Origin of the sequence: Paenibacillus ginsengihumi DSM 21568 (assembly GCF_000380965.1) — a bacterium.
Lineage (GTDB): Bacteria > Bacillota > Bacilli > Paenibacillales > NBRC-103111 > Paenibacillus_G > Paenibacillus_G ginsengihumi.
In genome coordinates this window covers 58,927-85,400 of sequence record NZ_KB905556.1, presented here as the reverse complement: position 1 = coordinate 85,400, position 26,474 = coordinate 58,927, and the positions used below count along the sequence as shown (strand labels likewise).

General features: G+C 58.0%; 20 protein-coding genes and 2 riboswitches. Of the genes, 16 read left to right on the top strand and 4 right to left on the bottom strand.

Annotated elements, in window-relative coordinates; all coding sequences use genetic code 11:
• Positions 1-13 precede the first annotated feature (13 nt).
• From F591_RS0107160 to F591_RS0107110, 11 genes are all read left to right on the top strand, one after another.
• Entirely contained in the window at positions 14-886 is an 873-nt protein-coding gene (locus F591_RS0107160; protein WP_019533909.1) for a carbohydrate ABC transporter permease, read from the top strand.
• Between the two features lie 30 nt (positions 887-916).
• Positions 917-2,443 (top strand): extracellular solute-binding protein, encoded by a 1,527-nt coding sequence (locus F591_RS0107155; RefSeq protein WP_019533908.1) that lies wholly within the window; start codon positions 917-919, stop codon positions 2,441-2,443.
• Positions 2,444-2,737: 294 nt separating this feature from the next.
• Positions 2,738-3,436, top strand: a complete 699-nt coding sequence (locus F591_RS0107150; protein ID WP_019533907.1) for a 3'-5' exonuclease — start codon at positions 2,738-2,740, stop codon at positions 3,434-3,436.
• 25 nt (positions 3,437-3,461) lie between these two features.
• A riboswitch (cyclic di-GMP riboswitch) is annotated at positions 3,462-3,549 on the top strand.
• 61 nt (positions 3,550-3,610) lie between these two features.
• Positions 3,611-3,698: riboswitch (cyclic di-GMP riboswitch) on the top strand.
• 13 nt (positions 3,699-3,711) lie between these two features.
• On the top strand, positions 3,712-4,512 hold the full coding sequence (locus tag F591_RS0107145) for a transglutaminase-like domain-containing protein (protein WP_019533906.1): 801 nt from the start codon (positions 3,712-3,714) through the stop codon (positions 4,510-4,512).
• Between the two features lie 300 nt (positions 4,513-4,812).
• Complete coding sequence (locus F591_RS27555) at positions 4,813-8,985, top strand: LPXTG cell wall anchor domain-containing protein (RefSeq protein WP_020700409.1); 4,173 nt, start codon at positions 4,813-4,815, stop codon at positions 8,983-8,985.
• 92 nt (positions 8,986-9,077) lie between these two features.
• A complete protein-coding gene (locus F591_RS0107135; protein ID WP_026326427.1) occupies positions 9,078-9,773 on the top strand; it encodes a class D sortase in 696 nt (231 codons plus the stop codon).
• 40 nt (positions 9,774-9,813) lie between these two features.
• On the top strand, positions 9,814-10,140 hold the full coding sequence (locus F591_RS27550) for a hypothetical protein (RefSeq protein WP_051109133.1): 327 nt from the start codon (positions 9,814-9,816) through the stop codon (positions 10,138-10,140).
• Between the two features lie 154 nt (positions 10,141-10,294).
• Entirely contained in the window at positions 10,295-12,874 is a 2,580-nt protein-coding gene (locus F591_RS0107125) for an Ig-like domain-containing protein (protein WP_020700408.1), read from the top strand.
• 142 nt (positions 12,875-13,016) lie between these two features.
• Entirely contained in the window at positions 13,017-13,676 is a 660-nt protein-coding gene (locus F591_RS27545; protein WP_019533903.1) for a TetR/AcrR family transcriptional regulator, read from the top strand.
• Positions 13,677-13,820: 144 nt separating this feature from the next.
• Positions 13,821-14,582, top strand: a complete 762-nt coding sequence (map, locus tag F591_RS0107115) for a type I methionyl aminopeptidase (protein WP_019533902.1) — start codon at positions 13,821-13,823, stop codon at positions 14,580-14,582.
• Positions 14,583-14,803: 221 nt separating this feature from the next.
• Entirely contained in the window at positions 14,804-15,586 is a 783-nt protein-coding gene (locus F591_RS0107110; RefSeq protein WP_019533901.1) for a hydroxypyruvate isomerase family protein, read from the top strand.
• 299 nt (positions 15,587-15,885) lie between these two features.
• Here F591_RS0107110 and F591_RS0107105 read toward each other — a convergent pair whose 3' ends face one another.
• From F591_RS0107105 to F591_RS0107095, 3 genes are all read right to left on the bottom strand, one after another.
• Entirely contained in the window at positions 15,886-16,281 is a 396-nt protein-coding gene (locus F591_RS0107105; RefSeq protein WP_019533900.1) for a DUF5367 family protein, read from the bottom strand.
• A gap of 1 nt (position 16,282) precedes the next feature.
• Entirely contained in the window at positions 16,283-16,858 is a 576-nt protein-coding gene (locus F591_RS0107100; RefSeq protein WP_019533899.1) for a TetR/AcrR family transcriptional regulator, read from the bottom strand.
• Between the two features lie 82 nt (positions 16,859-16,940).
• Positions 16,941-17,318: an MmcQ/YjbR family DNA-binding protein gene (locus tag F591_RS0107095; protein ID WP_019533898.1), complete on the bottom strand. Its 378-nt coding sequence runs from the start codon at positions 17,316-17,318 to the stop codon at positions 16,941-16,943.
• 255 nt (positions 17,319-17,573) lie between these two features.
• Between F591_RS0107095 and F591_RS29465 the strand changes: the two genes are divergently transcribed.
• From F591_RS29465 to F591_RS0107070, 4 genes are all read left to right on the top strand, one after another.
• The gene (locus tag F591_RS29465) at positions 17,574-18,578 is read left to right on the top strand and encodes a YmaF family protein (protein WP_156829480.1); all 1,005 of its coding nucleotides are present in this window, start codon (positions 17,574-17,576) and stop codon (positions 18,576-18,578) included.
• 340 nt (positions 18,579-18,918) lie between these two features.
• Positions 18,919-20,622, top strand: coding sequence for an ATP-binding protein (locus F591_RS27540; protein ID WP_019533895.1), 1,704 nt, complete (start codon positions 18,919-18,921; stop codon positions 20,620-20,622).
• A gap of 72 nt (positions 20,623-20,694) precedes the next feature.
• Complete coding sequence (locus F591_RS0107075) at positions 20,695-21,597, top strand: metal-dependent hydrolase (RefSeq protein WP_019533894.1); 903 nt, start codon at positions 20,695-20,697, stop codon at positions 21,595-21,597.
• 152 nt (positions 21,598-21,749) lie between these two features.
• On the top strand, positions 21,750-23,585 hold the full coding sequence (locus tag F591_RS0107070) for a UbiD family decarboxylase (protein ID WP_019533893.1): 1,836 nt from the start codon (positions 21,750-21,752) through the stop codon (positions 23,583-23,585).
• A 91-nt stretch (positions 23,586-23,676) separates the two neighbouring features.
• On the opposite strand, the gene F591_RS0107065 is transcribed toward F591_RS0107070, so the two are convergent.
• On the bottom strand, positions 23,677-25,290 hold the full coding sequence (locus F591_RS0107065) for a CAP-associated domain-containing protein (RefSeq protein ID WP_245580992.1): 1,614 nt from the start codon (positions 25,288-25,290) through the stop codon (positions 23,677-23,679).
• A 418-nt stretch (positions 25,291-25,708) separates the two neighbouring features.
• On the opposite strand from F591_RS0107065, the gene F591_RS0107060 reads away from it, so the two are divergent.
• Positions 25,709-26,437, top strand: coding sequence for an amino acid ABC transporter ATP-binding protein (locus tag F591_RS0107060; RefSeq protein WP_019533891.1), 729 nt, complete (start codon positions 25,709-25,711; stop codon positions 26,435-26,437).
• Positions 26,438-26,474: the final 37 nt, after the last annotated feature.

Below are 26,474 nucleotides of genomic sequence, written 5' to 3'. Positions count from 1 at the left end.
AGGGGGAATTGTCATGACGCAAGACAAAACATGGGGCAACCGCATCTTCGACGCCGTCAACTACACGCTGCTGATGCTGACGGGGCTTATCTGCATCGTACCGTTCATTTACGTGCTGGCCGTCTCCTTCACGGCCCCGCATATCGTCGCTGAAGGCGGCTTCATCCTGTACCCGAAGGAGTTCTCGCTGGCCGCATACGAGTACATTTTCTCGACCAATACGCTGGTGCGCAGCCTGGGGGTGTCCATCTACGTTACAGTGCTCGGGACGTTCATCAACCTCGTCTTCACGGCGCTGCTGGCGTATCCGCTGTCCCGCCCGACGCTGCGGGGCCGCAAGTACATTTTGCTGGGCGTGCTGTTCACGATGCTGTTCAGCGGCGGCCTGATCCCGACCTATTATGTCGTCCGCTCGCTTCATATGATCGATTCGCTCTGGTCGCTGATGATTCCGAGCGCGATCAGCGCCTTCAATCTGATCGTGCTGAAAAACTTTTTCCAGCAAATCCCGGAAGGTCTGGAGGACTCCGCGAAAATCGACGGCTGCAACGATGTCGGCATTTTGATGCGCATCGTGCTTCCGCTGTCGCTGCCGGCCATCGCTACCTTCGGCCTGTTCTATGCGGTCGATCACTGGAACAAATACTTCCATGCGATCATGTACATCAACGACAACACCAAGTGGCCGATTCAGGTCATGCTGAGGGAGATCATCATTAACGCCAACAGCCGGATCGGCGATACGAGCATCGACGAAATGTACATTCAGCCGCTGACGATCAAGATGGCCGTTATCGTTTTCGCCACTTTGCCGATTATCGTCGTGTACCCCTTCTTGCAGAAGCATTTTGCCAAAGGGGTCATGCTCGGATCGGTTAAGGGATAAATTCCAAGATACAATTAGGGAGGTCATTCTATGAAGTCCAACCGAACGAAGTTCGCTTTGCTGTCCTCGGCTGTGCTCGGCACGGCGGTGCTGGCGGCGGCCTGCAGCAGTGGGGAAGAAACGCCGGGCGCAGCAGCCCCGCAGGGCGGAGGCGACGCCCCTCTCCAGCTGAGCATCGGCATCTCGCAGGTCGGCGACATTCCGGCCAAGGGTAACGAAGTCGAGCAGCTGATCGAAAAATACACGAATACGAAGCTGGACATCCAGTGGATTCCGAGCGCCGCGTATAACGATAAAATCAACGTCATGCTGGCCTCGAACGAAATGCCCAAGCTGCTGAGGGTTGTGCAGGGGCCGAACGTCGTCAACGCGATCGAATCCGACCTGTTCTGGGAGATCGGGCCGTGGCTGAAGGACTACAAAAACTTGAGCGCGCAAAACCCGCAATTTTACGAAAATATTTCGGTCGAGGGCAAAATTTACGGCGTGCCGCTGTACCGCAACATGGGCCGTGGCGCGATTGTATACCGCAAGGATTGGTTCGACAACCTCGGGCTGCAGATCCCGAAGACGATCGACGAATGGTACAACGTGCTGAAAGCGCTGACGCTGAACGATCCGGATAAAAACGGCAAGGACGACACCTACGGCATCGCGCTGCACAAAACGTACAATTCAGGCCAGGCCTCCATGCTGACCCGGCTCGCCGTCTCGCAGGGCGGCGTGAACAAATGGGGCGTCGACAGCGAAGGCAACTTTACGCCGGAATTCGTCACCAAGGAATTTATGGATGTGCTGAAGCTGTTCCGCAAGCTGTACGAGGAGAAGCTGATCAACCAGGATTTCGCCGTCGCCGACTCGTCGGAGGTGGAGAAAGGCTTCGATTCGAACAAAATCGGCGTCCGCTTCGGGGTAGCGACCAACGGCAAGAGCCAGCAGGACCGCCTGAACAAGACGAACCCGAACGCGGTGGTCGACGTCGCCAGCTTCGAAGGCCCGCAAGGCATCCGTATCGCCTCGGAGAACGGCAACAACGGCTTCCTCGTCATTCCGAAGTCTTCGGTCAAGACGGAGGAGGAGGCAAAGCAAATCCTCGGCTTCCTCGACAAGCTGATGGACCCGGAAATGTCCACGCTGCTGCTGCGCGGCATCGAAGGGCGGCACTACGGCAAAACGAGCGACAACAAGGTCGAATTCATCGGTGACGGCTTCAACATCTTCCAGCGCGAGGTCAAACCATACCGCGATAACCTGACCGTGCTCGAGGGCTACAACGTCACGCCGCTCAAGGATGTGCCGATCGGCGAGAAAGGCACGAAGATGGAGCTGGACGGCATCAATTACATCGTCCCGAACCCGGCGCTGACGCTGACGTCGCCGACCTTCTCCGAGCGCGGCCAGGAGCTCGAGCAGCAAATGATGGACGCGCAGACGAAGTTCATCATGGGCAAAATCGACGAGGCCGGCTATGAGGCCGAGGTCGAGAAATGGAAAAAAGCCGGCGGCGAGAAGATCATGGCCGAGTACAAGGAGTCTTATCTCAAGCTGCGGAAGTAACCGTTTTGGTCCGATTCGGGCGGATGACCCGGCGCTGTGGGCGCTGGGTCGTTTTTTTGTTGTAAGGCAGGCGAGCAGCCTTATTTCGCATGTTGGGCAACCCGATTCAATATTTTTGACAAAATAGCGCTTCCCGGCCTGCGCTACATTTTAAAGAGGGTACGACTCAGCAAAATAGCGTTCGTCGCTAGCGTTAGAAATAGATGGTTAGAATAGAAGGGAAAATGGGCAGCGAAGGAGAAGTGAATAAGGATAGGAAAGGGTTACCATACATTCAAAGAGGAGGCGGACGCTATGCTGAGAAGCATTACAGTGCTCGATTTCGAGACGTCAGGGCTTGATCCGCGTAACGACCGCGTCATCGAGATGGCGGCTATTCGCGTCATGGACGGCCGCATCGCCAGCGAGTTTCGGACCGTCATTCCGTACGACAAGCCGCTGCCGCGGAAAATTACCGAAATTACCGGCCTGACGGACGACGATTTGGAGCATGGGATGGATGAGGTGACGGCGTTCAAAATTTTGAACCGGTTCATCGGCAATAACCTGATCGTTGCGCATAATGCGGCCTTCGATCTGGCCTTCCTGCACTATACGCTGCAGCGGCTGGCCGGCCGCTCGTTCACTAATCCGTTCATCGATACGCTCACCGTCGCCCGCGACCGGTCTCATTATCCGTACACGCTGTCGGCGCTCTGCGAGCGATACGGCGCGTCCTTCGAAGGGGCGCACCGGGCGCTGAACGATGTGCATGCGTGCTGGCGGCTGCTGGAAAGCCTGCACAACGAGGCTCCGCTTGACGAATACGTGAACCGGCTCGGATATTTGCGCAAATACGGACCGCCCCGCTGGGCGCCCGAGCATGCCCGGCTCGTGCCGCAAGAACCGCTACGCGGAGGAGCGCGGCGGCAGCCAGGCGGCCAATTGAATGCTCTTTTTCCAGCGCTTTCGAGGAACGAAGATTTTTCTCTTGCTAGAAATCGAGACATTTGATATGATTATCGCAGGAAAAAGCTTGTCACGATAATGGCAAACTTGTCGAAAGGCAAGGACGCAAAGCTACAGGGCCTTCTTGACTAGTCGTCAAATGGCAGCCAGCTACCGAACGATTTTGGCTTTTTTTTGTTTTTCTCGAACAAATGTACAAACCAAATCTGTGAAACTCTCATACGATAATAGCAAACTTGTCGAAAGGCAAGGACGCAAAGCTATAGGGCCTTCTTGACGAGACGTCAATGGCAGCCTGGCCGCCGAAAGGGGTTCTCAGCATGCGCAAAACAGTGTTCTTTATTGTGGCACTTTTCGCGTTGTTGGTGTGTGCGCCGGTCGTACAAGCCGTACAGTCTGGCGAATGGCTGAGTTTGGAACAGCTGGATCGCGGTGTGATCGTCATCCGGCATGACGTGACGCCTGGCGTCAAGACAAAGCTCATGATTGCGAAAGAGCAGGGAAAGTACACTTACACGCTTTCGCCGGACAAGCTGGAGGAAGCGTTCCCGCTGCAGATGGGCAACGGCGATTATACGATTTCCGTGCTGGAGCAAGTTGGCGGCACTAAATATAAGATTGTTCGAGAAGCGATGGTTCCGCTTCAACTGGCCAATGGCAACGCAGTTTTTTTGGGCTCTGTGCAAAATATTCGCTGGAGCGAGACGAGTCAGGCTGTTCAACTGGCGAAGGAGCTGACCCGATCGTCGCAATCCGATGCAGAGAAAGTACGGGCTATTTACGATTATATCGTCGGAACGATTCGATATGACGAGGCTCTCGCAGCCGGCGATTTGACCGATTATGTTCCGGATATCGACCGCACGATCGCAAGGCAGCAAGGGATATGCTACGATTACGCTTCGTTATTCGCTTCCATGCTCAGAAGCGTCGGCATTCCGGCCAAGCTCGTCATGGGGAATTCGGATTACGTCTCGGTGTATCATTCCTGGAACGAGGTTTACATCGGCGGGCAATGGGTGACCATTGACACGACGGTCGATGCGGGCTGGCAGGGCAACGGGGCAGCTGCTGGAATGATCAAAGACGCCTCCCGCTATTTTGCCGCAAAGCATTATTAATACAATAACATATGTGAATGTCAAGCTTTGGACGGATGTCCAAGGCTTTTTTAGGTTGTAGAGAAATTGTTGAGATCTGGGGAGTATACTGCAAAAAAGTTTGATTCTGTTAAGCCAATCGCTCTTCTGTGCCGCGCTGCAAAGATATCGGAGGTGATGGACGGATTATTCCTTATCGGCATGCATTTTGTTTGCGGTAAAAGTCTGATGTAATGGGTGTGTTGCCCGTTTGCTCACGTTTATGATCACAAAAGTCGAAACCGAATATTTTAGGTTGATGGAAAGGCCGAAGGAGAGAACATGAAGAAAAAACTAGGCGGAATCGTAGTGGCGCTGCTGCTTCTGTTTCAAACGATATTCGGCACGTCTGCTTGGATGAGCGATGCCAGCGTTCAGGCATCCGTGTACGGGAGCGTATCGAATGCCGTTTATGGCCCGGCACCCGCAGCGCCGGTTGCTAATCCGGACAGCATTTTAACGAAAGTCGTATTGACCGATAAGGACGGTACCGTGATCGACGCGGTATACAACCCGGACAATGCCTTGAACATTGGCGAAGCGGTCAAGCTCAGCTACGAATGGGCGCTTCCGAACGGACACGACTACAAGAATGAAAGCACATTTACGTTCCAGCTGCCGGCGCAGTTTGCTATTTTTACGGACATTGACGAGCCGCTCGCAGCCGACCAGGGAGACGTTGGCCGGTTTACGGTCGATCGGAACGGGAAAGTTGTCATGACCTTCAATGACTACGTCGAGAACCATTCCAACGTCAGCGGCAAGCTGGAAATTTGGACGGAGTTCAAAGAGGAGATCGTTAAAGGCAGCACAGAAATCGTCATATCCATTCCCGTAAGAAGCGGCGAGCAGACCGTGATCGTCCATCTGAAGCCGAAGGGCGGAAAGCTGATCGAAAAGCAAGGCTACGCGGTTGGCAAAGACCTGATCCATTGGACGGTCAAGATCAATACGACGCTGGACAAAATCAAGAATGCGGTCGTTGCCGATGCGATCCCTGGCGGATTGGAGCTAATCGCAGACTCCGTTGAGGTTTATCACTTGCAGGTAAACGGCGACGGCTCGACCAAGACAGGCGACAAGGCAGATGCCGGCAAGTATTCGCTTGAAACAAACGGCGGCGCCAAGCTGGAGCTTGCGTTCAATGACGAGACCATCAGCAAAGCCTACGAAATTCGCTTCTCGACGAAGCTGACCGGCAATCATTCGGCCGAGAAGCTGACCTTTAAAAATACGGCGATATTGTCTGGCGACGACAGGGCAGATGCGGAAGCGACCGCGACGGTTACGGTAGACCGCGGCAAGTTTTTGAGTAAATCGTGCATCCTGGACTGGTCTACCGGTGTTGCGACATGGACCGTGAAGTACAATTTTAATGAAGCGAACGTGGAGAAAAGTAAAGCGGTCATTACGGACAAATTCAGCGACAATCATACGCTTGTTGCCGGTTCGCTCAAAGTGTACAACGGGAATTCGACGAAGCCGGAAGATGAGCTTGACAGCTCCGAGTACACTCTCATCACAGAAGCGCACGGGTTTACGTTACAATTTCATAACGACATCAATTCGCCGTACACCATCGTCTATATAACGAAGCCGGTCGATCGGACGGGCGGCGACAGGCAGCCGGTAACGAACAAAGTCGTCTCGGGAGATTCGTCACATGAAGTCAAGACTCCGGAGTACACCAGCCGTGCATTGAGCAAACAGAACACAAGCGTCAATTACGCTGCCAAAACAGCCAAGTGGCGCATTACGATCAACGGCGATAAAAGGCCGGATTACGGCAAGTACAGCATGGACAACGTCGTCATCACCGATACGTTCCCGTACGGCGGTCTTGAATTCATTCCGGATTCGGTCGTCGTAACAACAAACGGGAATGAAGTGCCCAAGAGCGACTATCAAGTCACCGATAAGGGGCGCGATGGCTTCGTCATCGAGTTTTTCACAACGATCAGCACGGAGTATGTCGTCGAGTATGCAACGAAGTTCAACATCGATTGGTTAGATTGGTTAAAGGGCGATTATTTCTTAAATAAAGCTGTCATGACCTGGGTCGAGAGCGGCCAGAATAAAGGGCCGATAGACCGTTATGCGAACTTTAGGCCGGATGATTATACGAAGAATAACGGCGGAAAAGACGGCACTTACTATCCGGTCAGCAAAGAGATCGCGTGGAACATCAAGCTGAACTACAATCTTGCTGCGCTGAACGAAGCGAAAGTGACGGACGTTCTGAAGCAAGGTCAGACGCTCGTGCCGAATTCGCTGAAAGTATACGAGATGGAGCTGACAGGCGGCTGGAATGGAGTCAAGAAGGGCGCGGAAGTGCCGGCAGACCAGTACGAGGTCACCGTACCGTCGGCCGCGAACGGAAACGAGCTGTCTGTGCAATTTAAGAATCCGATGGCGGCGGCTTACTGGATTGAGTTTAAAACATCGCTGCAGGGCGCGGTGATTGAGAAACATATTGCCAATACTGCGGAGCTGTGGGATGGCAGCAAGAAAGTTGCGGCATGGAAAGGCTCAGTAACCATTCCTCATGGCGGCGAGTATGTGAAGAAAAGCGGTAAGCAGAACGGCAATAAAATCGATTGGACCATTCGCATCAACGAAGGCCAGTCGCATATTTGGAAAGCCAAAATGATCGACGAGCCGAGCGCGAACCAGATTCTGATCGAGGATTCGTTCCGTCTCTATGCCACCAGGATCGATAACAGCGGCAATGCGATCAAAGATGAGACCAATGAGCTGGTCAAAGGCACGGACTATACGTTAACCATCACGAGAAGCGGAGACCGGGAATCGTTCGAGCTGCTTTTCCTGAAAGATATTTCCTCGGCATATATTTTGGAGTATCAGTCTTTTATCCAGGCAGAGGATAAAGCCGAGGTGAAAAATAAAGTCAAGCTCGAAGGCGAAAATTTGACGACCGAAACGAGGGAAACGACGGAGTCAATCATTGTCCGCGTTTCCTACGGTTCCGGTTCAGGCAGCGGCGAAACAGGCAGTCTGGAAGTTACGAAGGTTGACAAGGACGATCCGGCGAAGCCGCTGGCGGGAGCAAAATTTGTACTGTACGACAAAAAGGAAAAGCGTCCGCCAATCGTCAAAACGACCGACGAGAACGGCAAGATTTTGTTTGCGAAGCTGCTGTATGACGACTATATTTTGGAGGAACTGGCCGCGCCCGAAGGATATAAGATCGTAGAAGCGAAGCAGGAGATTACGATCAACTCCAGCATTAAGAGCGAAGGCGGCGTGAAGAAGATTACCGTCGCCAACGTCAAGGATACGCCTGTCGACCCCGGCCATCCGGTTGATCCGAAAGGCAGCCTGGAGGTGACGAAGGTAGACAAGGACGATCCGGCAAAGCTGCTGGCGGGAGCGCGGTTCAAGCTTTCCGACAAAGCGGGCAAGCGGGACGCCATCGAAAAAACGACAGGCGAGGACGGCAAGCTGCTGTTCGACCAGTTGCCTTACGGCGAGTATGTGCTGGAGGAGCTGATCGCTCCGGAAGGTTATGTTGCGGAGCAAACGAAGTATGACGTGAAGGTCGATGCGGATACCCGCGTTGTGACCATCGTCGTCAGGAACGCGAGAAAGCCCGGCGAGCCGAACGAACCGACCGGCGGCATCGAAGTGACGAAGGTGGACGAAGACGATCCGGCGAAGCCGTTGGCGGGAGCGCGGTTCAAGCTTTCCGACAAGGCGGGACAGCGGGCCGCGATCGAGCTGACGACAGGCGAGGACGGCAGGCTGCTGTTCGGCAATCTGCCTTACGGCGACTACGTGCTGGAGGAGCTGCTCGCACCGCAAGGTTATGTCGCAGTGCAGACGAAGTACGACGTTACGGTCAATGCCGATACATTAAATGGCGGCAATGTCGTGGCGATCGTTGTAACGAATGCGAAGGAAGATCCGGCCGGTCCCGGCGAGCCTGGCAACCCGGGCAACCCAGGTAACCCGGGCAACCCAGGCAGCCCATCGGACCCGGATGACGATTCGGACGATTCCGATGATCCCGGCGATCCGAGTGGTCCCAACGATCCGCGCGATCCGGGCACTCCGCCGGGTTCCGATACTCCGGCAGCGCCGGGCACTCCGAATCCAGGACAGCCTGAAGCTCCGGCGAATCCGGGAACGCCGCCCGGCGGCGAAGTGGATGTGCCGGATGAAGATGTCCCGTTGGGCGGGCCGACGCCTCCGACGCCTTCGACCGAAGGTCCGGGAACGTCGACCGTCGATATCGTGGATGAGGATGTGCCGCGCGGCGGCGGCGATCCGAATCCGGTACCGGAAACGCCGGCAGCGCCAAGCCCGGTTCCGCAGCAGCCGGTGCCGACGCTTCCGAAAACCGGCGAAGCAAGCCGTTATCCGTATTATTTGGCAGGTCTTTCGCTGATTGCTCTCGGCGTATGGATCGGCCGCAAACGGATGACGAAACAATAAGAGCCGATTGGCGTCACGGCTCCCCTTGTCCTGGAAGCAGGGCAGGGGGAGCTGTTTTAACTTTTGAGCGCTTGGCAAAGTGAAGGGGGAGCATGATGCGAGTTCGGTTTCTTTCTTGTTCGTTGATCGCGCTCGGCATAGCGGTCATGGCTTCGCCATGGCTGATGGAATGGAAGGCGGACAGGGAGACTGAGGCGCTGCTGCAGGAAGCAGAGCGCCAGGAAGCGGCGCTCTCGTTAACACCTGCCGCCGGCCCGGGACTTGTCGACGGCTATATGCGCGTCTCCCGCCTGCTCGGCGAGGAGAGCGAAAGAGCGCAGGAGGAAGCGCCGGCGCCTGCCGACGCAGCGAGCGAGGCCCCTTCCGCCACCGCTTCCATAGACGATAAAATCCGGCAGCGGGCGATCGCCACGATCGAGATCGCTTCGATCGGCGTCAAGCTTCCGGTATTGGAAGGAGCCACGGAGGCCAATATGGCCCGTGCCGCTGCGCACATGACGGAGACGGCTCCGCTCGGCGAGGTCGGCAATGCGGCGATTGCCGCTCATCGGGCGCGGACGAAAGGAAGGCTGTTCAATCGGCTCGACGAAGTGAAGGAAGGCGACGAGATCGTTATCCGCACGGCAGGCCAAACATACGTCTACACCGTCACCAGGCAGCGGATCGTCAAGCCGGACGATGTATCGGTGCTCGGTCACAACGGCAGCGACAAGCTGCTCACCTTGATCACCTGCGATCCGGTCATTAACGCGACCCATCGTCTCATCGTCCAGGCCAAGATGAAGTAGCCGACCGCGCGGATTGAAGGCAGCCTGACAATATGGCATCATGAAAGGCAGCAAAGCAAGGGAGGCGAAGTCTACGGTCAATCCATTGTTTAAGGAGTGGTTAAGGCTGGCCGCAATCGTAAAAGCGGCGGCTCCTGACGAGCTGCGCTGTCCGCGCTGCGGGAGCGGCAAGATCGGCCATCAATTTGTGGGAGATGCCGAGAGAAGGATAGGCTTTTTGCTGCTGTGGTGCAGCGATTGCCTGGAGGGTATACACATTTCCAGAATCGACATCCCGGAAAAAGCCGCCGTCATTCCCTTCAGTGCGCCGGCCGAGCGTTTGTCGCATATCCCCCATTTTAAGCGAGTTTCCCCCTTGGGCCAATAATGAAGGCAACTCCGGGCGGGATGAGCCTGACCGCTTCATTTTTCTCTCACCCTGATCTAAAAAAAATGTCAATCATTGCCGATATAAATCAGGTATGGTTCAGTTTAGATTATGCGGACCAAGGGAAGGAGAGAAGGATACATTGCGGCATCGAATGATGAGATGGCTGGTATTGGTGCTTGTGCTTGCGTTGGCGACAAGCGGTTTCGGCGGCACGGCGCTCGCCGCTCAGGAGCAAATATCCAATCTGGTGCTGAACAAAAACGAGGTTTCGCTGGAGGTCGGCGGTACGGCATCATTGACCGCTACGGCTGTATACGTAAGCGGAGCGACGGAGAACGTAACGGTCAAGACGGAATGGAGCACGGGCGATGCGGAGGTTGCAACCGTATATGCCGGGTCCATCTCGGCCAAAAAAGAAGGCAAAGCCGTCATTACGGCTACCTATATGGGCAAGACCGTGATCGTCAATGTCACGGTAACGAAGCGGGTTCGCTCCCTGATCAAGGACAAGCAGCTCATCGATCTGCGCCAAGGCCAGTCGGAGCAAGTCAAGCTTACCGCATACTATGACGACGGCAGCACAGAGGATGTAACGGCGAAGGCCGATTGGAATATCGAGAATGGCAGCGTGGCGACGGTCGTTAACGGCCTGGTGACGGGCCACAGCTCGGGCAGCACGACCATTTCGGCCAGCTTCAACAATCAGCGCGTAACGATTCCGGTGAATGTCGAGATCGTCAAGCGGGTCGATCCCGAGCAGACGCAGCTGTCCTTGCTGCAGGGGGATTCGCAGACGGTCAAGCTGCTTGCGACATATCCGGACGGAACCGTCGAGGATGTGACGGAACGAGCGGATTGGTCCTCTGAGGACGAGGCGGTGGCCGACGTGATCAAAGGGAAGATTACGGGCTACGGTCCCGGCTTGACGACGATTAAGGCCAGCTACGGCACGAAGTCGGCTACGATCAAAGTCGATGTGGATCATGCCATCAAGATCGCTCTCGATCAGGAAAGCCTGTTCATCAAAAAAGGCGGGACGGAACAGCTGAAGCTGACGGCGACATACGCCGACGGCAGCACCGAGGACATTACGGCGAGAGCGGAATGGACGTCGAGCGACCCGGGCATCGTCTATGTCATCGGCGGCAAAATCAGCGGCAACGCAACCGGCGAAGCGACGGTGACGGCAAAGTACGGCAACAAGACGGTATCGGCGTTCGTCGATGTCGACGTGCCCCGCCGCCTGGAGCTGAGCGAGGATTTTGTCTCCATGAAAACCGGTGAAACGAAGCAGGTGACGCTGGTTGCGACATATGCCGACGGTTCGGAGGAGGATGTGACCGCCCAGGCAGTCTGGACGACGGACAACAGCGCCGTTGCGTATGTCGTCGGCGGCAAAGTGTCGGCATACAAGAGCGGGGAAGCGAAGCTTTCGGCAAGCTACGGAGGGAAGACCGTAACCGGTACGGTAGCCGTCGATCTTCCGACCATGCTCGTTGTGAGCAGCGCCAGGGTCAACTTCCAGATCGGCTCGTCCGAGCAGTTGAAGCTGCAGGCGGTATATCGCGACGGCAATCAGGAGGACATCACGGACAAAGCCGAATGGACGACCGCCAATAAAGAAGTGGCCGAGGTCGTGCGCGGATACGTTACCGGCGTCGGTACAGGCGCAACGACGATTACGGCGAAATACGGGACGCGGACGGCGACGGTTCAAGTATCCGTCGGCGTGCTGAAGAGCTTGACGGCGGATAAAACGACGCTGATTATGAACAAGAACGATGTGCACAACGTCGTGCTGACAGCTCAATACACGGACGGTACGACCAAGGACGTAACGACCGAAGCGGTGTGGACGAGCGAGGACGTTAAGGTAGCTGCCGTCGAGGACGGAAAAATTACCGCCATGGCGATGGGCGAGACGAAGATTGCCGCCGAATTCGGAGGCAGAACGGCCTCTATCGTCGTCAAGGTGGACATGGCCGACAAGCTGAGCGCAAGCCCCGCCTTCCTCGCATTCGATCTCGGGGAGACGAGAGCGATCGCGCTGACGGCAGTCGATTCCACCGGCGCCAGCAGCAATGTGAGCCAGGACGCCGAATGGACATCCAGCAACCCTCAAGTTGCCACTGTAGACAAGGGAGTGGTAACGCCGGTATCCCGCGGGAAGACGGTGATAACTGCCAAATACGGCGGCAAATCGGTGTCGATCGCGGTAGAGATCGGCGTTGTGCAGTCCATTAACGTGGATCAAAAATATATTTCCACCAAGCGCGGCAAAAGCGTGCAGCTTACGCTGACCGCTAAGCTATCCGACGGAAGCGAGAAAGATGTGACGAACGAGGCGGAGTGGAAATCCAGCAATTACAAGATTGCGGACGTTACGGACGGGCTGGTGACGACGATCGACGCCGGCAAAGCGAACATCACCGCTTCCTTCGGCGGCAAAAAGGTAACCGTTCCGGTGGAAGTCGACAAGCTGAAATATTTGAAAACGAACGAAGTCGCGGTTGAACTAAAGAAAGGCCAGACGCTGCAGGTGAAGGCGACCGCAACCTTCATGGACGGAACCGATGAAGACGTGACGGTGCCCGCCCTCTGGAAAGCTTCCAATATTCGCGTCGCCGATGTGAAGGACGGCATCATCAAGGCGACCGGCAAAGGCCGCACCACCGTGAAGGTGACCTACGCCAAAAAAAGCACGACCATTGTCGTGACCGTCAAAGAATAACGCAATGAGAGAACCTTGCCTTCTAGGGCAGGTTCTTTTTTTGTCCGCTTGGCCAAGAACGCTTGTGAATCGAGCGAAGTTGAGGTATGATTCTAATATTGACAAAAATGTATGTCAAAAATAAAACAGGAGGTCGGCGTACATGTGCCCAAGAACGAAGGAGCAGTTCGAGGCGCTCCGAGCGAAGCGGATCGGGCAAATTATCGAAGCCGCGGAACGGCTCTTTCTCCGGAAAGGGCTGCATTTCGATATTCGCGATGTGGCACAGGAAGCGGGTCTCGGCTACGGCACCGTGTACCATTACTACAATAATAAGCAGCAGTTGATGCACGACGTGCTGGATAAAGGCTTGCAGGCGGCCGAAGCTTTTACCGCCAGCCAATTCTCCGGCGGGAACATGCCGGCGTCGGAACGGCTGCGGCTGTACTGCCTCGGCTTGCCGGAGCTGTGGAGCGGCATCCCGGCCGCATACATGCTGTACAAGGCGGCGCTGGAGCGCTTCGCCGGCTATGAGCCGGCGCTGGCCGGGGAAGCCGGAGCGCGGTTTGAGGCGCAGCTTCGCGCGCCTGTGGCGGAGTGCCTGCGCGCCACCGGGCTTGCGAAGGAGCCCGCGAAGAAGGCGGCGGACGCGATGCTCGGCTCGCTCGTCGGCATCTACGGCCTGTATGCCGGCCGCCGCGGCCAAGGCTACGACGCCGCTTACGTGGCCGACATGCTGATGAGTGGACTAGGCTTGAGTCAAGAAGATAAGCCGTCTATGACAAGCGCTTCCTTCGTCATCGGCCGTCACCTGCGGTATTGAAAATTCAGCGTGTGGGTATCGCCGAATTATCAAGATAAGCCCCGCCGATGACAGACGCTTCTTCGTCAGCGCTCGTCAGCTGCAGCGTTGAAATTGTGGCCTGCGGATTACCGTCAAATTGTCAAGATGATAGGGGGAAAGTACATGGTTACGCTTAAGACGCCGGAAGAGATCGGGTATATGCGCAGGGCTGGCCGGATCGTCGCCGCCTGCCACCGGGAGGTGGCGAAGATGATCAGACCTGGCGTATCGACATGGGATATCGAATGCATGGTGGAAGCATTTTTGCTGGAGCGGGGGGCGAAGCCGTATACGAAGGGCTATAAGGGGTATAAATATGCGACCTGCGCTTCCGTCAACGACGTGATTGCTCACGGCTTCCCTTCGAAAGAGCCGCTGAAGAACGGCGACATCGTCAAAATCGACATCGTCGCCCAGCTCGACGGCTGGGTCGGCGATTCGGCTTGGTGCTATGCCGTTGGCGAGGTTTCTCCCGAGGCGGAGAGGCTGATGCGCGTCACGCGGGAAGCGTTAGAGCTCGGCATTGCATTGGCTGTGCCCGGCAATCGGCTCGGGGATGTGATGCATGCGGTACAGAGCCATGCGGAAAGCAACGGCTACTCGGTTGTGCGGGATTTGCTCGGACACGGCGTCGGCCGGCAGCTTCACGAGGAGCCGAACTACATGCATGTCGGCACGCCGGGCAAGGGCTACCGGCTCAAGGAAGGGATGGTGTTCACCATCGAGCCGATGCTCAATCAAGGGACGTACCGGATGACCATTGATCGGGACGGCTGGACCGCGCGCACGGCCGACGGCAAGCTGTCGGCGCAGTATGAGCATACGGTGGCGGTCACCAAGGACGGCCCGCTGGTGCTGACAGACCAGGACAACCTGGAGGACTGATCGCCTTAATCGCCCGCCAGGAGGCCCCGGCTTAATCGTCATGCCGGGGCCTTTCTTTGTTGACAACCGGCGAGAAGCACCTGTATGATAGGTTTGCCGATGCCGGATGGCTGATGATGGGGCACAAATATCGGTACCGCCGTCAGAAGCCGGATCATCAGGCGTGCGGCGACGATCGGAGGCTTATACCCTTTTTAGGGAATACAGGGAGGTGGCGGGGCATGATTTTGTCCGTATGCATTGATCTCGTCTTTCGTGGAAGCGGTTACGATATAGATGCGATGCTGGGCACGGTGCGGGATACCGGTTACCGCGCCTTCGAGTTCTGGAACTGGACGAATCGGGATATCGACGCGCTGGAGCGGTCCGCCAGGCGGCACCGTCTCGAGATCGGCTCGTTTTGCACGAAAATGATCACTTTGCTCGATCCGGCCTACCGCGAAGCTTATGCCCGCGGCTTGCGCGAAAGCATCGAGATCGCCAAGCGGTTAGGCTGCCGCTATCTCATTACCCAGACCGGCAACGAGCGCCGGGACGTGCCGCGGGAGTTGCAGAGCGCAAGCCTGGTCGATGGGCTTAAGATGTGCGCGCCGATGCTCGAGCGCGAAGGAATCACCCTGCTCGTTGAGCCGCTCAACCTGAAGGTGGACCACCCCGGTTACTTTTTAAGCGCCGCCGCCGAAGCGTTCGAGCTGATCGGGCGGGTCGGCAGCCCGAACGTCAAGGTGCTCTACGATATATATCATCAGCAAATTACCGAAGGCGATTTGACCCCGACCATCAAGGCTAACCTGGCGCAGATCGGATACTTTCACGCTGCCGATCATCCCGGCCGCGGCGAGCCGGGCAGCGGCGAGATTCATTACCCTTTCGTCTTCGATACGATCAAGCGTTCAGGCTTTCGGGGATACGTCGGGCTGGAATTTGCGCCGACAGGCGATCCGGCGGAGGCGCTGCGCCGGGTTAGAGAGCAGTATGCGGACGGGACGGAGCCGGTCGCTTAGAGCCGCCGTATCCGGCTGACGGAGCAAGCCCGGCATCGCGGCGGGTGGCGCAAGCTCGGCATCGCAGCGGGGGACGCGTGCGGTACAGATGCGCCGGAATACATCTTTTTCGTAAGAGAAGGGCCTGGCGCTTTAGGGTAATGGCATCCTGCAAGAGTGCAGGCGCTTTTCGCGTCTTGGTGCGCTCCCGACCATTCGCCGCGCAAGTAGCGGACAGCGTTATCCGGTCCAAGCGGCATTCGGGCTTTGGCGGTTCGGCGGCGGCCCGGCCTGCGCAGTTGCCGTCATCGGCCAGGGCTTTATTTTCTCCGAAGAAATCCTGTAAGCAGGATGAGGCTGTACGCCCACATCAGCCAGGCGGACAGGGTCGGGACGCTGTCCAGCGATATCGTCGGAAATACCGTGCGATGAAAGCTCAAAGAGACGATGTCCAGCAGCATTCCGGGCAAGGCGATATAAGCCGCGCACCGCAGCCGATCTGCGGCTGCAACCTTGAACGCGGCATACATAGGCACGGTGCAAGCGAAGATGACCGGGACAGCGGCCACAAAGCTGATAGCGACAGCGACCCGGTGCCCCGCGTTCATCAGCATGCCGCCGAAAAAGTGGAAGATGATCGTCGCTCCCAGCCACAGCAGAAATCCCCATAATATAAAGAGCTCTTTCGGCGCCGTTTCTTTTCGTATGCTTGTCATGTTATCCGTTCCTCCCGTTCGCGAGCGAATCGAACAGACGCCGCAAGGCGTCAAACACGGCTTCTTTCGGAAACTGTTCATCCACCAACGCCTGAACGGCCAAGCCGTCAATCAGCGCGTTCAGCATAATGCCCCAATGCTCCAGCGAGATTCCGGCGATCGGGGACGATGTCCAGCGGTTCTCCAGCATGCCTGCGAGATGGCGGTTTTCCTGCCGAATCATCTCGCCCAGACGATGGCGATTCGGCGGATGCGAAAGACTGGCGGCAAGCGACAGGAAGAACAGGCGATGGTACGCGGAATCGTAACCGCACCTTTCCTTGGCAGCCTGCAGCGCTTGCTCGACGCTGCCGCCGCACTCCTGCTGAAGCGATTGCCACGAGTCGTCGCACAGGCTTTGAACAAGCTCGATCATCAATTGCTCTTTTGTTCGAAAATGGTAAAAGACCGTCCCTTGGCTGACGCCTGCTTGTTCGGCGACCGCTTTTAAAGTCGTCTTTTCGATGCCGTGCTCGGCGAGGCAATGCTGAGCCGCGGCCAACAGCTCCTGCTTGCTGACGACATTTGGTTTGGCCATAGAACTCCTCCTTCGCATGATAGTGAGTTAGTTGAACAACTAACTCCAGTCATCTTAATGATACGACGCTTCCTTCCGTTTGTCAAAGAAAGGAAGGCGGCGAGTCCAGGCTTTCCCGTTCCCGCTTCGGCAGATTGCGTCTGACCAGCAGGTACGATTCGTCCAGCATCCTGAGGAGCTCCTCGTCCGGGACGACGCCGTTGAGCAGGACGGTATTCCAATGCCGTTTGTTCATATGATACCCGGGAAGAACGGCATCGGGGTATTGCTGCCGCTGCAGCCAGGCGATCTCCGGCTCGGCCTTCAGATTGACGCTGGGCACTTGTGGATGGCCCCCGTTTCCGAACAGCGCGAACATTTTGCTGCCGACAAACAGTACGGGGGTCTCCGGACCGAACGGATATTTTAACGATGCGCCGGGCTTTTGCAGCCCGTAATCCATAAGAGATTGCTGATTCATGTTGCTGCTTGGGCTCCCTTCGTTTGGATGCATATTCCTTTTGACAGGTGGTGTCAGTTTTCCTGCTTGAGCGGGCATTTTTCCTTGAAAAAGGAATGGAGCGCCGAAGCCGCGCTGCTTGCTTTCGCCGCGCCCGAAGAAACTTGGCGAATTTAAAAAAAACGGCCTGTCTGCCTGCCCCTGTTGGGCGCTCGCCCGGGAGTCCGGCGGAAAACGCCCATATGCTGACAGCAAATAGCGGCGGGAGGGTGCGATATGGGAAATCGATCCCGTATGCCGGGCGTCAGGGGAGAGCGAAGCCTGGAGGGGCGAAGTCTGCGCAGCTTTCGGCACAGGCGTCTCGAGCCGAAGGGCGGGCGGGCCGTCACGTTCTTCGGGATGGAGCCCGGCGACGAAGGACCTTTTATTTTCGGAGGAGGGGCTGATCCGGGCGCTCCTTTCCCGTATTCCTACACTTACGGCGGAGATGATGCGGAATGGGCGATCCATGGCGCCGCCGGGGACGGCTCTACCTTTACTGTGCAGGCCGGTTATACCGGTCCGCTTCCGTCCGGCGGGTCCGGCTACGGAGCGGGAGCAATCCCTGTCGGGTTCGGCTACGGGATGGGATCAGCGCCCGGCGGGTCCGGCTACGGAACGGGAGCAACGCCTGTCGGGTCCGGCTACGGAACCGGGAGCCCTCCCGGCGGCGGTTTTCCGGGGGCGGCAGGCGCAGGGGCAGCAGGAGCGCCGGACAGCTTGGCGCCCGCGCAGCCGACCGCTGTTCTCATCAGCGCTTCGTCGCTGCAATCGCCGGGAGCGCTCGTTCCTTTTCAATCCCCGGCGTTATCGGCGGGCGGTACCGCTTATGCCGTGAAGGAATACGGCCTAAGGAACAATCCGCATGCCCATCCTATTTTTGCCCGAACGACGGAGGACAAGGGGCATCGTCATACGATCCAAATTTTCTCGTTCCCTCAGACGGGGGGAAGCCATGACGGACACCGGCATCAATACCAAGGGATGACATCCTTTCACGAAAACCATCGGCACCGGTTCTACGGGCTCACCGGGCCGGCGATTCCGCTTCCGGACGGCACGCATTACCATACGGTATCGGGCACGGTGTATCGCAACTACGGGAATCCCTTTGTAGTCCATTACCAGGGGCATGCTTATGTGGAAGGCGTGCTGTACAGCCCGCTGCAAAGAGACGTGCACAACCATAAGTACGCAGGCGCGTCCGGAGAGCCGATCGGCTACGAACCGCCCGGATGGTAGCCGATCGGTCTGACTATGCCGACAGGCAGAACGCGCGGATTCCCTGTTTTCTTTTGTCGAAAAAGCTTATAAAATGGTAGTTAGAAAAATACGGCAGCAATAGTTGATAAACGCATCGGCGTTCGGCAGCTTGCATCACGCTGCAGGGCAAAGCGGAAATGTCCGAGGGTAACTGCTTTGCGCGGCAGAACGCGCAAGCCGCGGGGGATTCCCGCCATTAACCGCGCTGACGGTGAGGCTAGCCGGCGGCAGCTTCGGCCACAGTTGTTCCGCCGGCTCCTCCATAATACTGCTGTCGTAGCAAAGTATGCCAAGAACAAGTCTTAACTGGAGGTTATCGATGCTTCCCGACCTTATCGCCAATGCCAGTCTTTTGACAGCAGCTGTATTTTGCATCGGAATCTATTCCAAGAACAAAGCGGTAAACGACGATTCTCCGATGGGGCGGCGGGTTGTGTACGGATTGATCTTCGGGGCCGCCGGTTTGCTCATGACGTTATTTCCGAGTAGTCCGATCCGCATCGATCTGTCTCCGGCCATGGTCATGCTTCCCGCGGTATTCGCGGGAGCCGTCCCTGCGCTTGCCTCGGCCGCCCTGCAGGGAGCGGTCCGGACAGTAGCCTCCGCCGGCGCCGGCGAGACGCTGGCCATCTTCGGGACGGGGATCGCCAGCGGGCTGCTGGCCCAGCTGGCCGCCCGTCCGCTGAACCGCTGGCTGCTGATGACGGCCGGCTCGCTTCCGGCAGCTGCGCTCATCTTGAGAATGGCGAATCCCGACGCCTGGCGTCAGACTCTCCCGTACTATCTATTGATCCTCCTTTTGTTTTGCATTCTCGGTTATGCGCTGTTATCGTACGTATGGCGTTCCAATACGGCGACCAAGCGGCTGGAGCAGGACGCCGGCACCGACCCGCTCACTGGCCTGGCCAATTACCGGCAGCTGCGGAGCGACCTCGAGCGCATCGTCGAACGGACGGAGGGGCGGATGGGCCTGCTGCTGACCGATTGCGAGGATGTGCGGCTGCTCAACGCCAGGCACGGATACCGGAGCGTGAACGACAAGTTCATATTGACCGGCCAGCAGCTGCGCCTGCATTTTCCCGAGGCGGAGGTCATCGCCCGATTCGAAGGGGACAAGTTTTGCGTCGTCACTTCTGCGAAGCGATCCGACGAATGGCATGAACGGCTTCGCAGCATATTCGAGCGGGAGCTCCCGGAAGCGACGGGACTTACTTTCAAATACGTGTCCGTCATCTACCCCGACGAGAGCGCCAATGCCGAGGCCTGGATCGGCAAAGCGGAGGAGAAGCTGACGAGGCTGAAGGAAGAATACTGGATGCGCAGGGAAGAGAGTACACTTTGGACGGAGAAGATGAAGGTCATCGGGGAGATGGCGGCCGGTATGGCTCACGAAATCCGCAATCCGCTGACCGCGGTCAAAGGCTTCCTGCAAATCGCGCATGAAACGAAGCAGTTCGACAGATGGTATCCGACGGTCATGCACGAAATTAACCGGATGAATGAGCTGACCGTGGAATTTCTCAGCTTTTCCAAGCCGGTCAAGCCCAACGCGGCGGAAGAGGCGCTGGAGGCCTGCGCGGAGCGCGCGTTCCACTTGATGGAATCGGAAGCGATCAGAGCGGGTCATGTGATGGAGATGCCGCGGTGCGAGGAGTCCGTGATGGTCCGCATGGACCGGGACAAAATGCTTCAGGTGCTGCTGAATATTATGAAGAACGGGCTGGAAGCGATGGAGGAAAGCGGGCGGTTAACCATTCGGGTGTACCGCCAGCCGGGAAGGGAGACCGCGGAAGGTCAAGCGGGCAGCTGGGGGGTCGTGGAAATCGCCGATACGGGCCCGGGCATTCCGCCGGCGAGCCTGGAGAAAATTTTCGATCCCTTCTACAGCACGAAGGAGAAGGGAACCGGGCTCGGGCTTGCGATCTGCTTGAACATCGTGCAAAATCACGGCGGCGATATCCAGGTGTCCAGCACACCGGACCAAGGGACGACATTCTTCATTCGGCTGCCTGCCATTGAGTAAGCCAAGAGACATATATACATAAGGAAGCTGGATGTACCGCATTCAATATTTTCGGAAGCAGTGAGGGAAATCATGGATACGATCACGCATACGCTATTCGGCCTTTCCCTATACGGAGCCGTCGACAAGCGAAGCATGTCCCGCAAGGAAAAGCAGGCGCTGCTGTTTGCGACCGTCGCCGGCTCGCAAATTCCCGATATCGACGTCATTTCGGCGTGGTGGGACAGCGCAGGTCGCTATCAGATGTGGCATCGCGGGCTGACGCATTCGGTGCTGCTCGTCCCGCTCTGGGGCGCTCTGCTGGCCGGCCTGTCGCGCTGGCTATGGAAGACAACGGGCCTGTTCTGGTTCGGCATCGCTTCGCTGGCCGTGTTCATTCACGACACAAGCGACTTGTTCAACGCCTGGGGGACAGGGTATCTGGAGCCACTCTCCTCTGTGCGCATTACCTTCGGCACGATCCCGATCGTCGACCTCGTGTTTTGGCTGGCGATGCTGGCCGCTCTGCTCGCCTCCCGCCTCGTCCCGCGGTTTCGCGCTGCACCTCACCGGGCGTTCCGGATCGCCTGGCTGATCATGGCGCTGCATGTCGGCATTCAGTCGGCGCAAGGCTACGCGCTGTACAAGCAGGCTGTGGCCGATTACGATCAGGTGGCGCTGTCCGCCGATTTCGTGCCGGGCCGGTTCACCGTCGTCGGCAAGCAAGGCGACCTTGTCGAGCTGAATCGCGCATCCGTCTGGAGCGGGTTCGAGCCGGTCGCGCAATTGACGTCCCGGGAGGATGCCGATCTGGAGCCGCTGTTCGCCGCCAATCCGCGGGCCCGAACGCTTGTCGAATGGTCGCCGTTCGTCGTCGTCGTCAGCGACGGCGAGCGCCTGGGCGTATTCGATCCGCGATTCTACCGCAACGGCGAATCCTTTTTGTACGAATTCATAGAGACCGGCGCGGTAAGCGACGAAGGATCATGCCGCTAGGAAAGCAGCGGTTGCGGGCGAGGCTTCCTGCTGCCTCTTCCCGTTGCTGGCATTGCTTACAAGGGAGAAGAAACCGGCATTTGTACAAGCTGCCGCAAAGTTGTAGACTGAGAGCATGGGAACGCAGAATAAATAGAGCGAGGGGTCGTGACATGACGTATCGCAATCTGGAACAATGCATCCAGGATCTGGAGCAGCACGGGCAGCTGGTGCGCGTGCGCGAAGAGGTGGACCCTTTTCTCGAGATGGCGGCCATCCACTTGAAGGTCCATGCGGCGGGCGGTCCCGCCCTGCTGTTCGAGAATGTGAAGGGCTCGAAATTCCGCGCCGTCTCCAATCTGTTCGGCACGACGGAGCGCAGCAAATTTGTGTTCCGCCATACGTGGGAGGCGGTGCGGGATGTCATCGCCCTGCGCAGCGATCCGATGAAGGCGCTCAAAAATCCGCTGGCCCATGCCGGCAGCGCGCTGGCAGCGTGGAAAGCGCTGCCCGTCAAGGAGACGCCGAGCCAGCCGTTTGCTCAGGAGATCGCCATCTCCGATCTGCCGCACATCCATCATTGGCCCGGCGACGGCGGCGCCTTCATTACGCTGCCCCAGGTGTATTCCGAGGACCCGGACAAGCCTGGCCTGATGAAGGCGAACCTGGGGATGTACCGGATTCAGCTCAGCGGCAACGAGTACGTCCCGGATCGGGAAATCGGCCTTCATTATCAAATTCATCGCGGAATCGGCATTCATCAGGCCAAGGCGACGAGGCGGGGGGAGCCGCTGAAGGTGAGCATCTTCGTCGGCGGCCCGCCGGCCCATACGCTTGCGGCTGTCATGCCGCTGCCGGAGGGCTTAAGCGAGCTGACGTTCGCCGGCCTGCTCGCCGGCCGCCGCTTCCGCTATACGTACGCGGACGGCTACTGCATCAGTCTCGATGCCGATTTCGTCATTACCGGGGACATCTATCCGGGCGAGACGAAGCCGGAAGGCCCGTTCGGCGATCATCTCGGCTATTACAGCCTGACGCACCCGTTCCCGGTGATGCGGGTGCACAAGGTGTACGCGAAGCCGAACGCCATCTGGCCGTTTACCGTCGTCGGCCGTCCGCCCCAGGAGGACACCGCCTTCGGGGAAATTATTCACGAGCTGACGGGCGATGCGGTCAAGCAGGAGATCCCCGGCGTCAAGGAGGTTCATGCCGTCGACGCGGCGGGCGTGCATCCGCTCCTGTTTGCCGTCGGCAGCGAACGCTATACGCCTTACCAGCCGGTGAGGCAGCCTGCCGAGCTGCTGACGCTGGCGAACCGGATTCTCGGCACGGGCCAGCTTAGCCTGGCCAAATATTTGTTCATCGCGGCGGAGGAAGACGAGCCGCTGGACACGCATCGCGAAGCGGAATTTTTGGCCTACATGCTGGAGCGGATCGATCTGCGCCGGGACATTCATTTTTATACGAAGACGACGATCGATACGCTCGATTATTCCGGCACCGGCCTGAATACCGGCAGCAAGGTCGTGTTCGCCGTATGCGGCGAGCGCAAAAGAGAGCTGTGCACGGAGGTTCCGTCTAACCTGAAGGAGCTGCGCGGCTATGCGGGCGCCCGCATGATTTTGCCGGGCGTTGTCGCCATCGAGGGCCCGGCGTTCGCCGATTACGCGAGTGCGGAGCGCGAGCTGGACGGGCTGTGTCGGATGATCGCCGAGAGAGGGCCGATGCCGTCGTGCCCGATGATCGTCCTGTGCGACAACAGCTCGTTCGTCAGCGCGTCGATCGCCAATTTCCTGTGGGTGACCTTCACCCGCAGCAATCCGTCGCACGATATCTACGGCGTGAACAGCGGCTTTGAGCACAAGCATTGGGCGTGCGATAACGTGATCATCGACGCCCGCGCGAAGCCGCATCACGCGCCGCCGCTCGTGCCCGACCCGGAGGTCGAGCGGCGCATCGAGCGGTTCTTCGCCAAGGGAGCCAGCCTGGAAGGCATCCGTCTGGACTGACGGTTGCCGCCGTCGAACGAAGCAACGCCCCGTCAGGAGCATTCCGGTCACGGAAGCCTGGCGGGGCGTTGGTGTGATCAGCAGCTGGCAATCAAGGCGTATAAAAGTTTTGCCCGTAATACACGTGCATCGTGCCGCCGAAGGCGACGCCGGTGCCGAGCCGCTCGATATCGCTGAGCAGGCTTTTGCGGTGCGATGCCGAATTGACCCAGCTGTAATGGGCGAAGATGGCGCTCGGCTGGCCGGCGGCGATGTTCTCGGCCGCCGCGGTAAAGCGAATGCCGCTTGCCTCCATCCGGTCGAAGGGCGTCTGTCCCTTCAAGTTTTTGTGATCGAAGTAACTGTTCGCCGCCATATCGGCAGCGTGGCTTTTGGCGGTAGCGGCAGCATCGTCGTCCCAGGTGAAGGGCCGTTTCCCCAGCTTGACGCGGAAGGCGTTCGCCAGGTCGAAGATTTGGCGCTCGAACGCTTCGGCGATCTCCTCTTTTTCCTCCGGATAGAAGGACACCCGCTCCAGCTCCGTCTGCTTGGCGATTGCCTGAACGCCCGAGACCGCGTTGTTGCGGTGCAGGTCGTAGAAGAAGGTGACGTAGGCGTCGCCCAGCTCGTAGGTGCCGTATTCGTCGTTGCCGTAGTTTTGCACGAAACGGGTCTTGCCCTTCAGGATCGATTTGAGCGGCTCGCCATATGTCCGCACCACATCTTCCCTGGTGCTGCCGTCCTCGATGCCTTTCGCGTCCCGCCAATTATCTGAAGGCGAGAACAGGGCGACCACCTTGCCGTCATGGATGCCGACCTGCAAGTAGTTCGCGTACACTTCATTATAAATATACCATTCAAAATCGTATTCGCCGGGATCTTTGCGAGCCGGCTGCCCCAGCTTGCGCAGCACCGACGATTCGCTGTCGCCGATCGAGATGCCGCTTACGGTTATCGATGCCGAAGCCGCGTCCTGCTGCGGCGCCTGAGCTGCGCCCGAAGCGGCGGACGACCCGTCCTGCGGCGCTTGGCCGCTGCCCGGACGAGCCGGCGCTCCGGCCTGTGGACCCGCATTCGCGCCGGCCTCTGCGCCGCTGCTTCCGCCGCCTGCCGTATCCGCCAGCGTGAAGCCGCTTTGCTGCAAATTGCGGATAAACTGCACCGCTTCGGCCCGGGTCAGCGGATCGCCGGCGGCGAAGCCTTGGACGGTGGCGGCCGTCTTGCCTTGCGACCAGCCGCGGTCCAGCATATATTGGACCGCTTGCTCGACCGGCGCGTCGCCGATGCGCGAGCCGGCGATCAGCCTGGCAACGTCGCCGCGGGTATATTCGCTGCGCTCGGCGCTTGCGCCTAGCGGCCAGCCCTGGCTTTGGATATAGGCGTAGTAGGGCTCATACCACGGCTTGCCGGCCGCGGCCGGCTTCACGCCCGACTCCGGATAAGCTCTGAGCAGCATGGCCACAAATTCGGGCTCGGACACGGCGTCGTCGGGGCGGAACGTGCCATCCTCGTAGCCGTCCACCAGCTCGTTCTTGACCGCCCATTCGATCGTTTCGGCGGCCCAATGGCCGGCAGTGTCGCGAAAGCTGGAGGAAGCGGCGTCAGCGGCGGGAGCCGCCGCGGCGTACTGGATCGTCACCGGCGCACCGTCCGGTGCAGCAGCTGCCGCCGAAACGGCGGCAAGGCTAATCGCAAGGGGCAGCATCCGACGAATCCAACGTTTCAATGAAGTTCCCTCCTCAATCGATGTCAACTTTTCTTCGTCTTCTGCGCTTTCGGTCGGGGAAAGCGGTAGCGGCCGTATCGGGCATAGCGGAGCGGCCTGTCCGAATGCACCACATAATCGCGCCAAGTCCGCTCATCGCAAGCCAGCGGCCCATTCTATCGTTTATCCTATTTATTATAGCATATGCGCGAATTGCTAGAACTCGCGTTTTCACGAATTTGCCCCAAAGCGGGAATAATTGTCTGAAATTCTCGTATACATGTTAATCAGGCGGGAGGTTAGGCCGATGCCCTTTTCATTCCCGTGCGGCAAATAGGACTAGAGCCTGCGAGCTTATACCGCTTCCGCCGCATGCGGCAGACTGCCTGCCAGCGGACGATCGCCTGCTTTCCAATCGACGTTTAAGGGGGGATCGCGTTTGATACGGTTTCGCGATGTGAACAAGCACTTTGGGTCGTTCCATGTGCTGAAATCGATCAATCTCGAGATCGGGCAAGGGGAAGTCGTCGTCGTCGTAGGTCCTTCCGGCTCAGGCAAAAGCACGCTGCTTCGCTGCATCAACGGGCTGGAAACGATCACGAGCGGAGAGCTGACTGTGGAAGAGGTCAAGGTCCATGATAGGAAAACGGACATCAATCAGCTCCGCCGTAACATCGGTATCGTTTTCCAGCATTTTAACTTATATCCGCACAAGACTGTCCTCGAAAACATTACGCTCGCCCCGATCAAGGTCCGCAAAATTTCGAAGCAGGAAGCGCACGAAACTGCTATGTTCTATCTGAACAAGGTCGGCATTCCCGACAAGGCGCACGCCTATCCTGCCGAGCTGTCCGGCGGGCAGCAGCAGCGGGTGGCGATCGCCCGGGGGCTGGCCATGAAGCCGAAGATCATGTTGTTCGACGAGCCGACCTCGGCGCTCGATCCCGAGATGATCGGGGAGGTGCTGGACGTGATGCGCGCCTTGGCAGGAGAGGGCATGACGATGGTCGTCGTCACCCATGAGATGGGCTTTGCCCGCGAAGTCGCGGACCGCATCGTTTTTATGGACCAGGGTCAGATCGTCGAGGAGTCGCCGCCGGAGCCATTTTTCGCAAGTCCGAAGGAGGAGCGGGCCAGGGCGTTCCTCAGCCGTCTGCTGCACCATTAGCTGATGAATCAGGGATGTGTGGAGAAAGGGGAAGAAC

Coding starts and splice junctions, on each gene's coding strand:
- F591_RS0107160 (WP_019533909.1), top strand. CDS start 14: ATGACGCAAGACAAAACATGGGGCAACCGCATCTTCGACGCCGTCAAC.
- F591_RS0107155 (WP_019533908.1), top strand. CDS start 917: ATGAAGTCCAACCGAACGAAGTTCGCTTTGCTGTCCTCGGCTGTGCTC.
- F591_RS0107150 (WP_019533907.1), top strand. CDS start 2,738: ATGCTGAGAAGCATTACAGTGCTCGATTTCGAGACGTCAGGGCTTGAT.
- F591_RS0107145 (WP_019533906.1), top strand. CDS start 3,712: ATGCGCAAAACAGTGTTCTTTATTGTGGCACTTTTCGCGTTGTTGGTG.
- F591_RS27555 (WP_020700409.1), top strand. CDS start 4,813: ATGAAGAAAAAACTAGGCGGAATCGTAGTGGCGCTGCTGCTTCTGTTT.
- F591_RS0107135 (WP_026326427.1), top strand. CDS start 9,078: ATGATGCGAGTTCGGTTTCTTTCTTGTTCGTTGATCGCGCTCGGCATA.
- F591_RS27550 (WP_051109133.1), top strand. CDS start 9,814: ATGAAAGGCAGCAAAGCAAGGGAGGCGAAGTCTACGGTCAATCCATTG.
- F591_RS0107125 (WP_020700408.1), top strand. CDS start 10,295: ATGATGAGATGGCTGGTATTGGTGCTTGTGCTTGCGTTGGCGACAAGC.
- F591_RS27545 (WP_019533903.1), top strand. CDS start 13,017: ATGTGCCCAAGAACGAAGGAGCAGTTCGAGGCGCTCCGAGCGAAGCGG.
- map (WP_019533902.1), top strand. CDS start 13,821: ATGGTTACGCTTAAGACGCCGGAAGAGATCGGGTATATGCGCAGGGCT.
- F591_RS0107110 (WP_019533901.1), top strand. CDS start 14,804: ATGATTTTGTCCGTATGCATTGATCTCGTCTTTCGTGGAAGCGGTTAC.
- F591_RS0107105 (WP_019533900.1), bottom strand. CDS start 16,281: ATGACAAGCATACGAAAAGAAACGGCGCCGAAAGAGCTCTTTATATTA.
- F591_RS0107100 (WP_019533899.1), bottom strand. CDS start 16,858: ATGGCCAAACCAAATGTCGTCAGCAAGCAGGAGCTGTTGGCCGCGGCT.
- F591_RS0107095 (WP_019533898.1), bottom strand. CDS start 17,318: ATGAATCAGCAATCTCTTATGGATTACGGGCTGCAAAAGCCCGGCGCA.
- F591_RS29465 (WP_156829480.1), top strand. CDS start 17,574: ATGGGAAATCGATCCCGTATGCCGGGCGTCAGGGGAGAGCGAAGCCTG.
- F591_RS27540 (WP_019533895.1), top strand. CDS start 18,919: ATGCTTCCCGACCTTATCGCCAATGCCAGTCTTTTGACAGCAGCTGTA.
- F591_RS0107075 (WP_019533894.1), top strand. CDS start 20,695: ATGGATACGATCACGCATACGCTATTCGGCCTTTCCCTATACGGAGCC.
- F591_RS0107070 (WP_019533893.1), top strand. CDS start 21,750: ATGACGTATCGCAATCTGGAACAATGCATCCAGGATCTGGAGCAGCAC.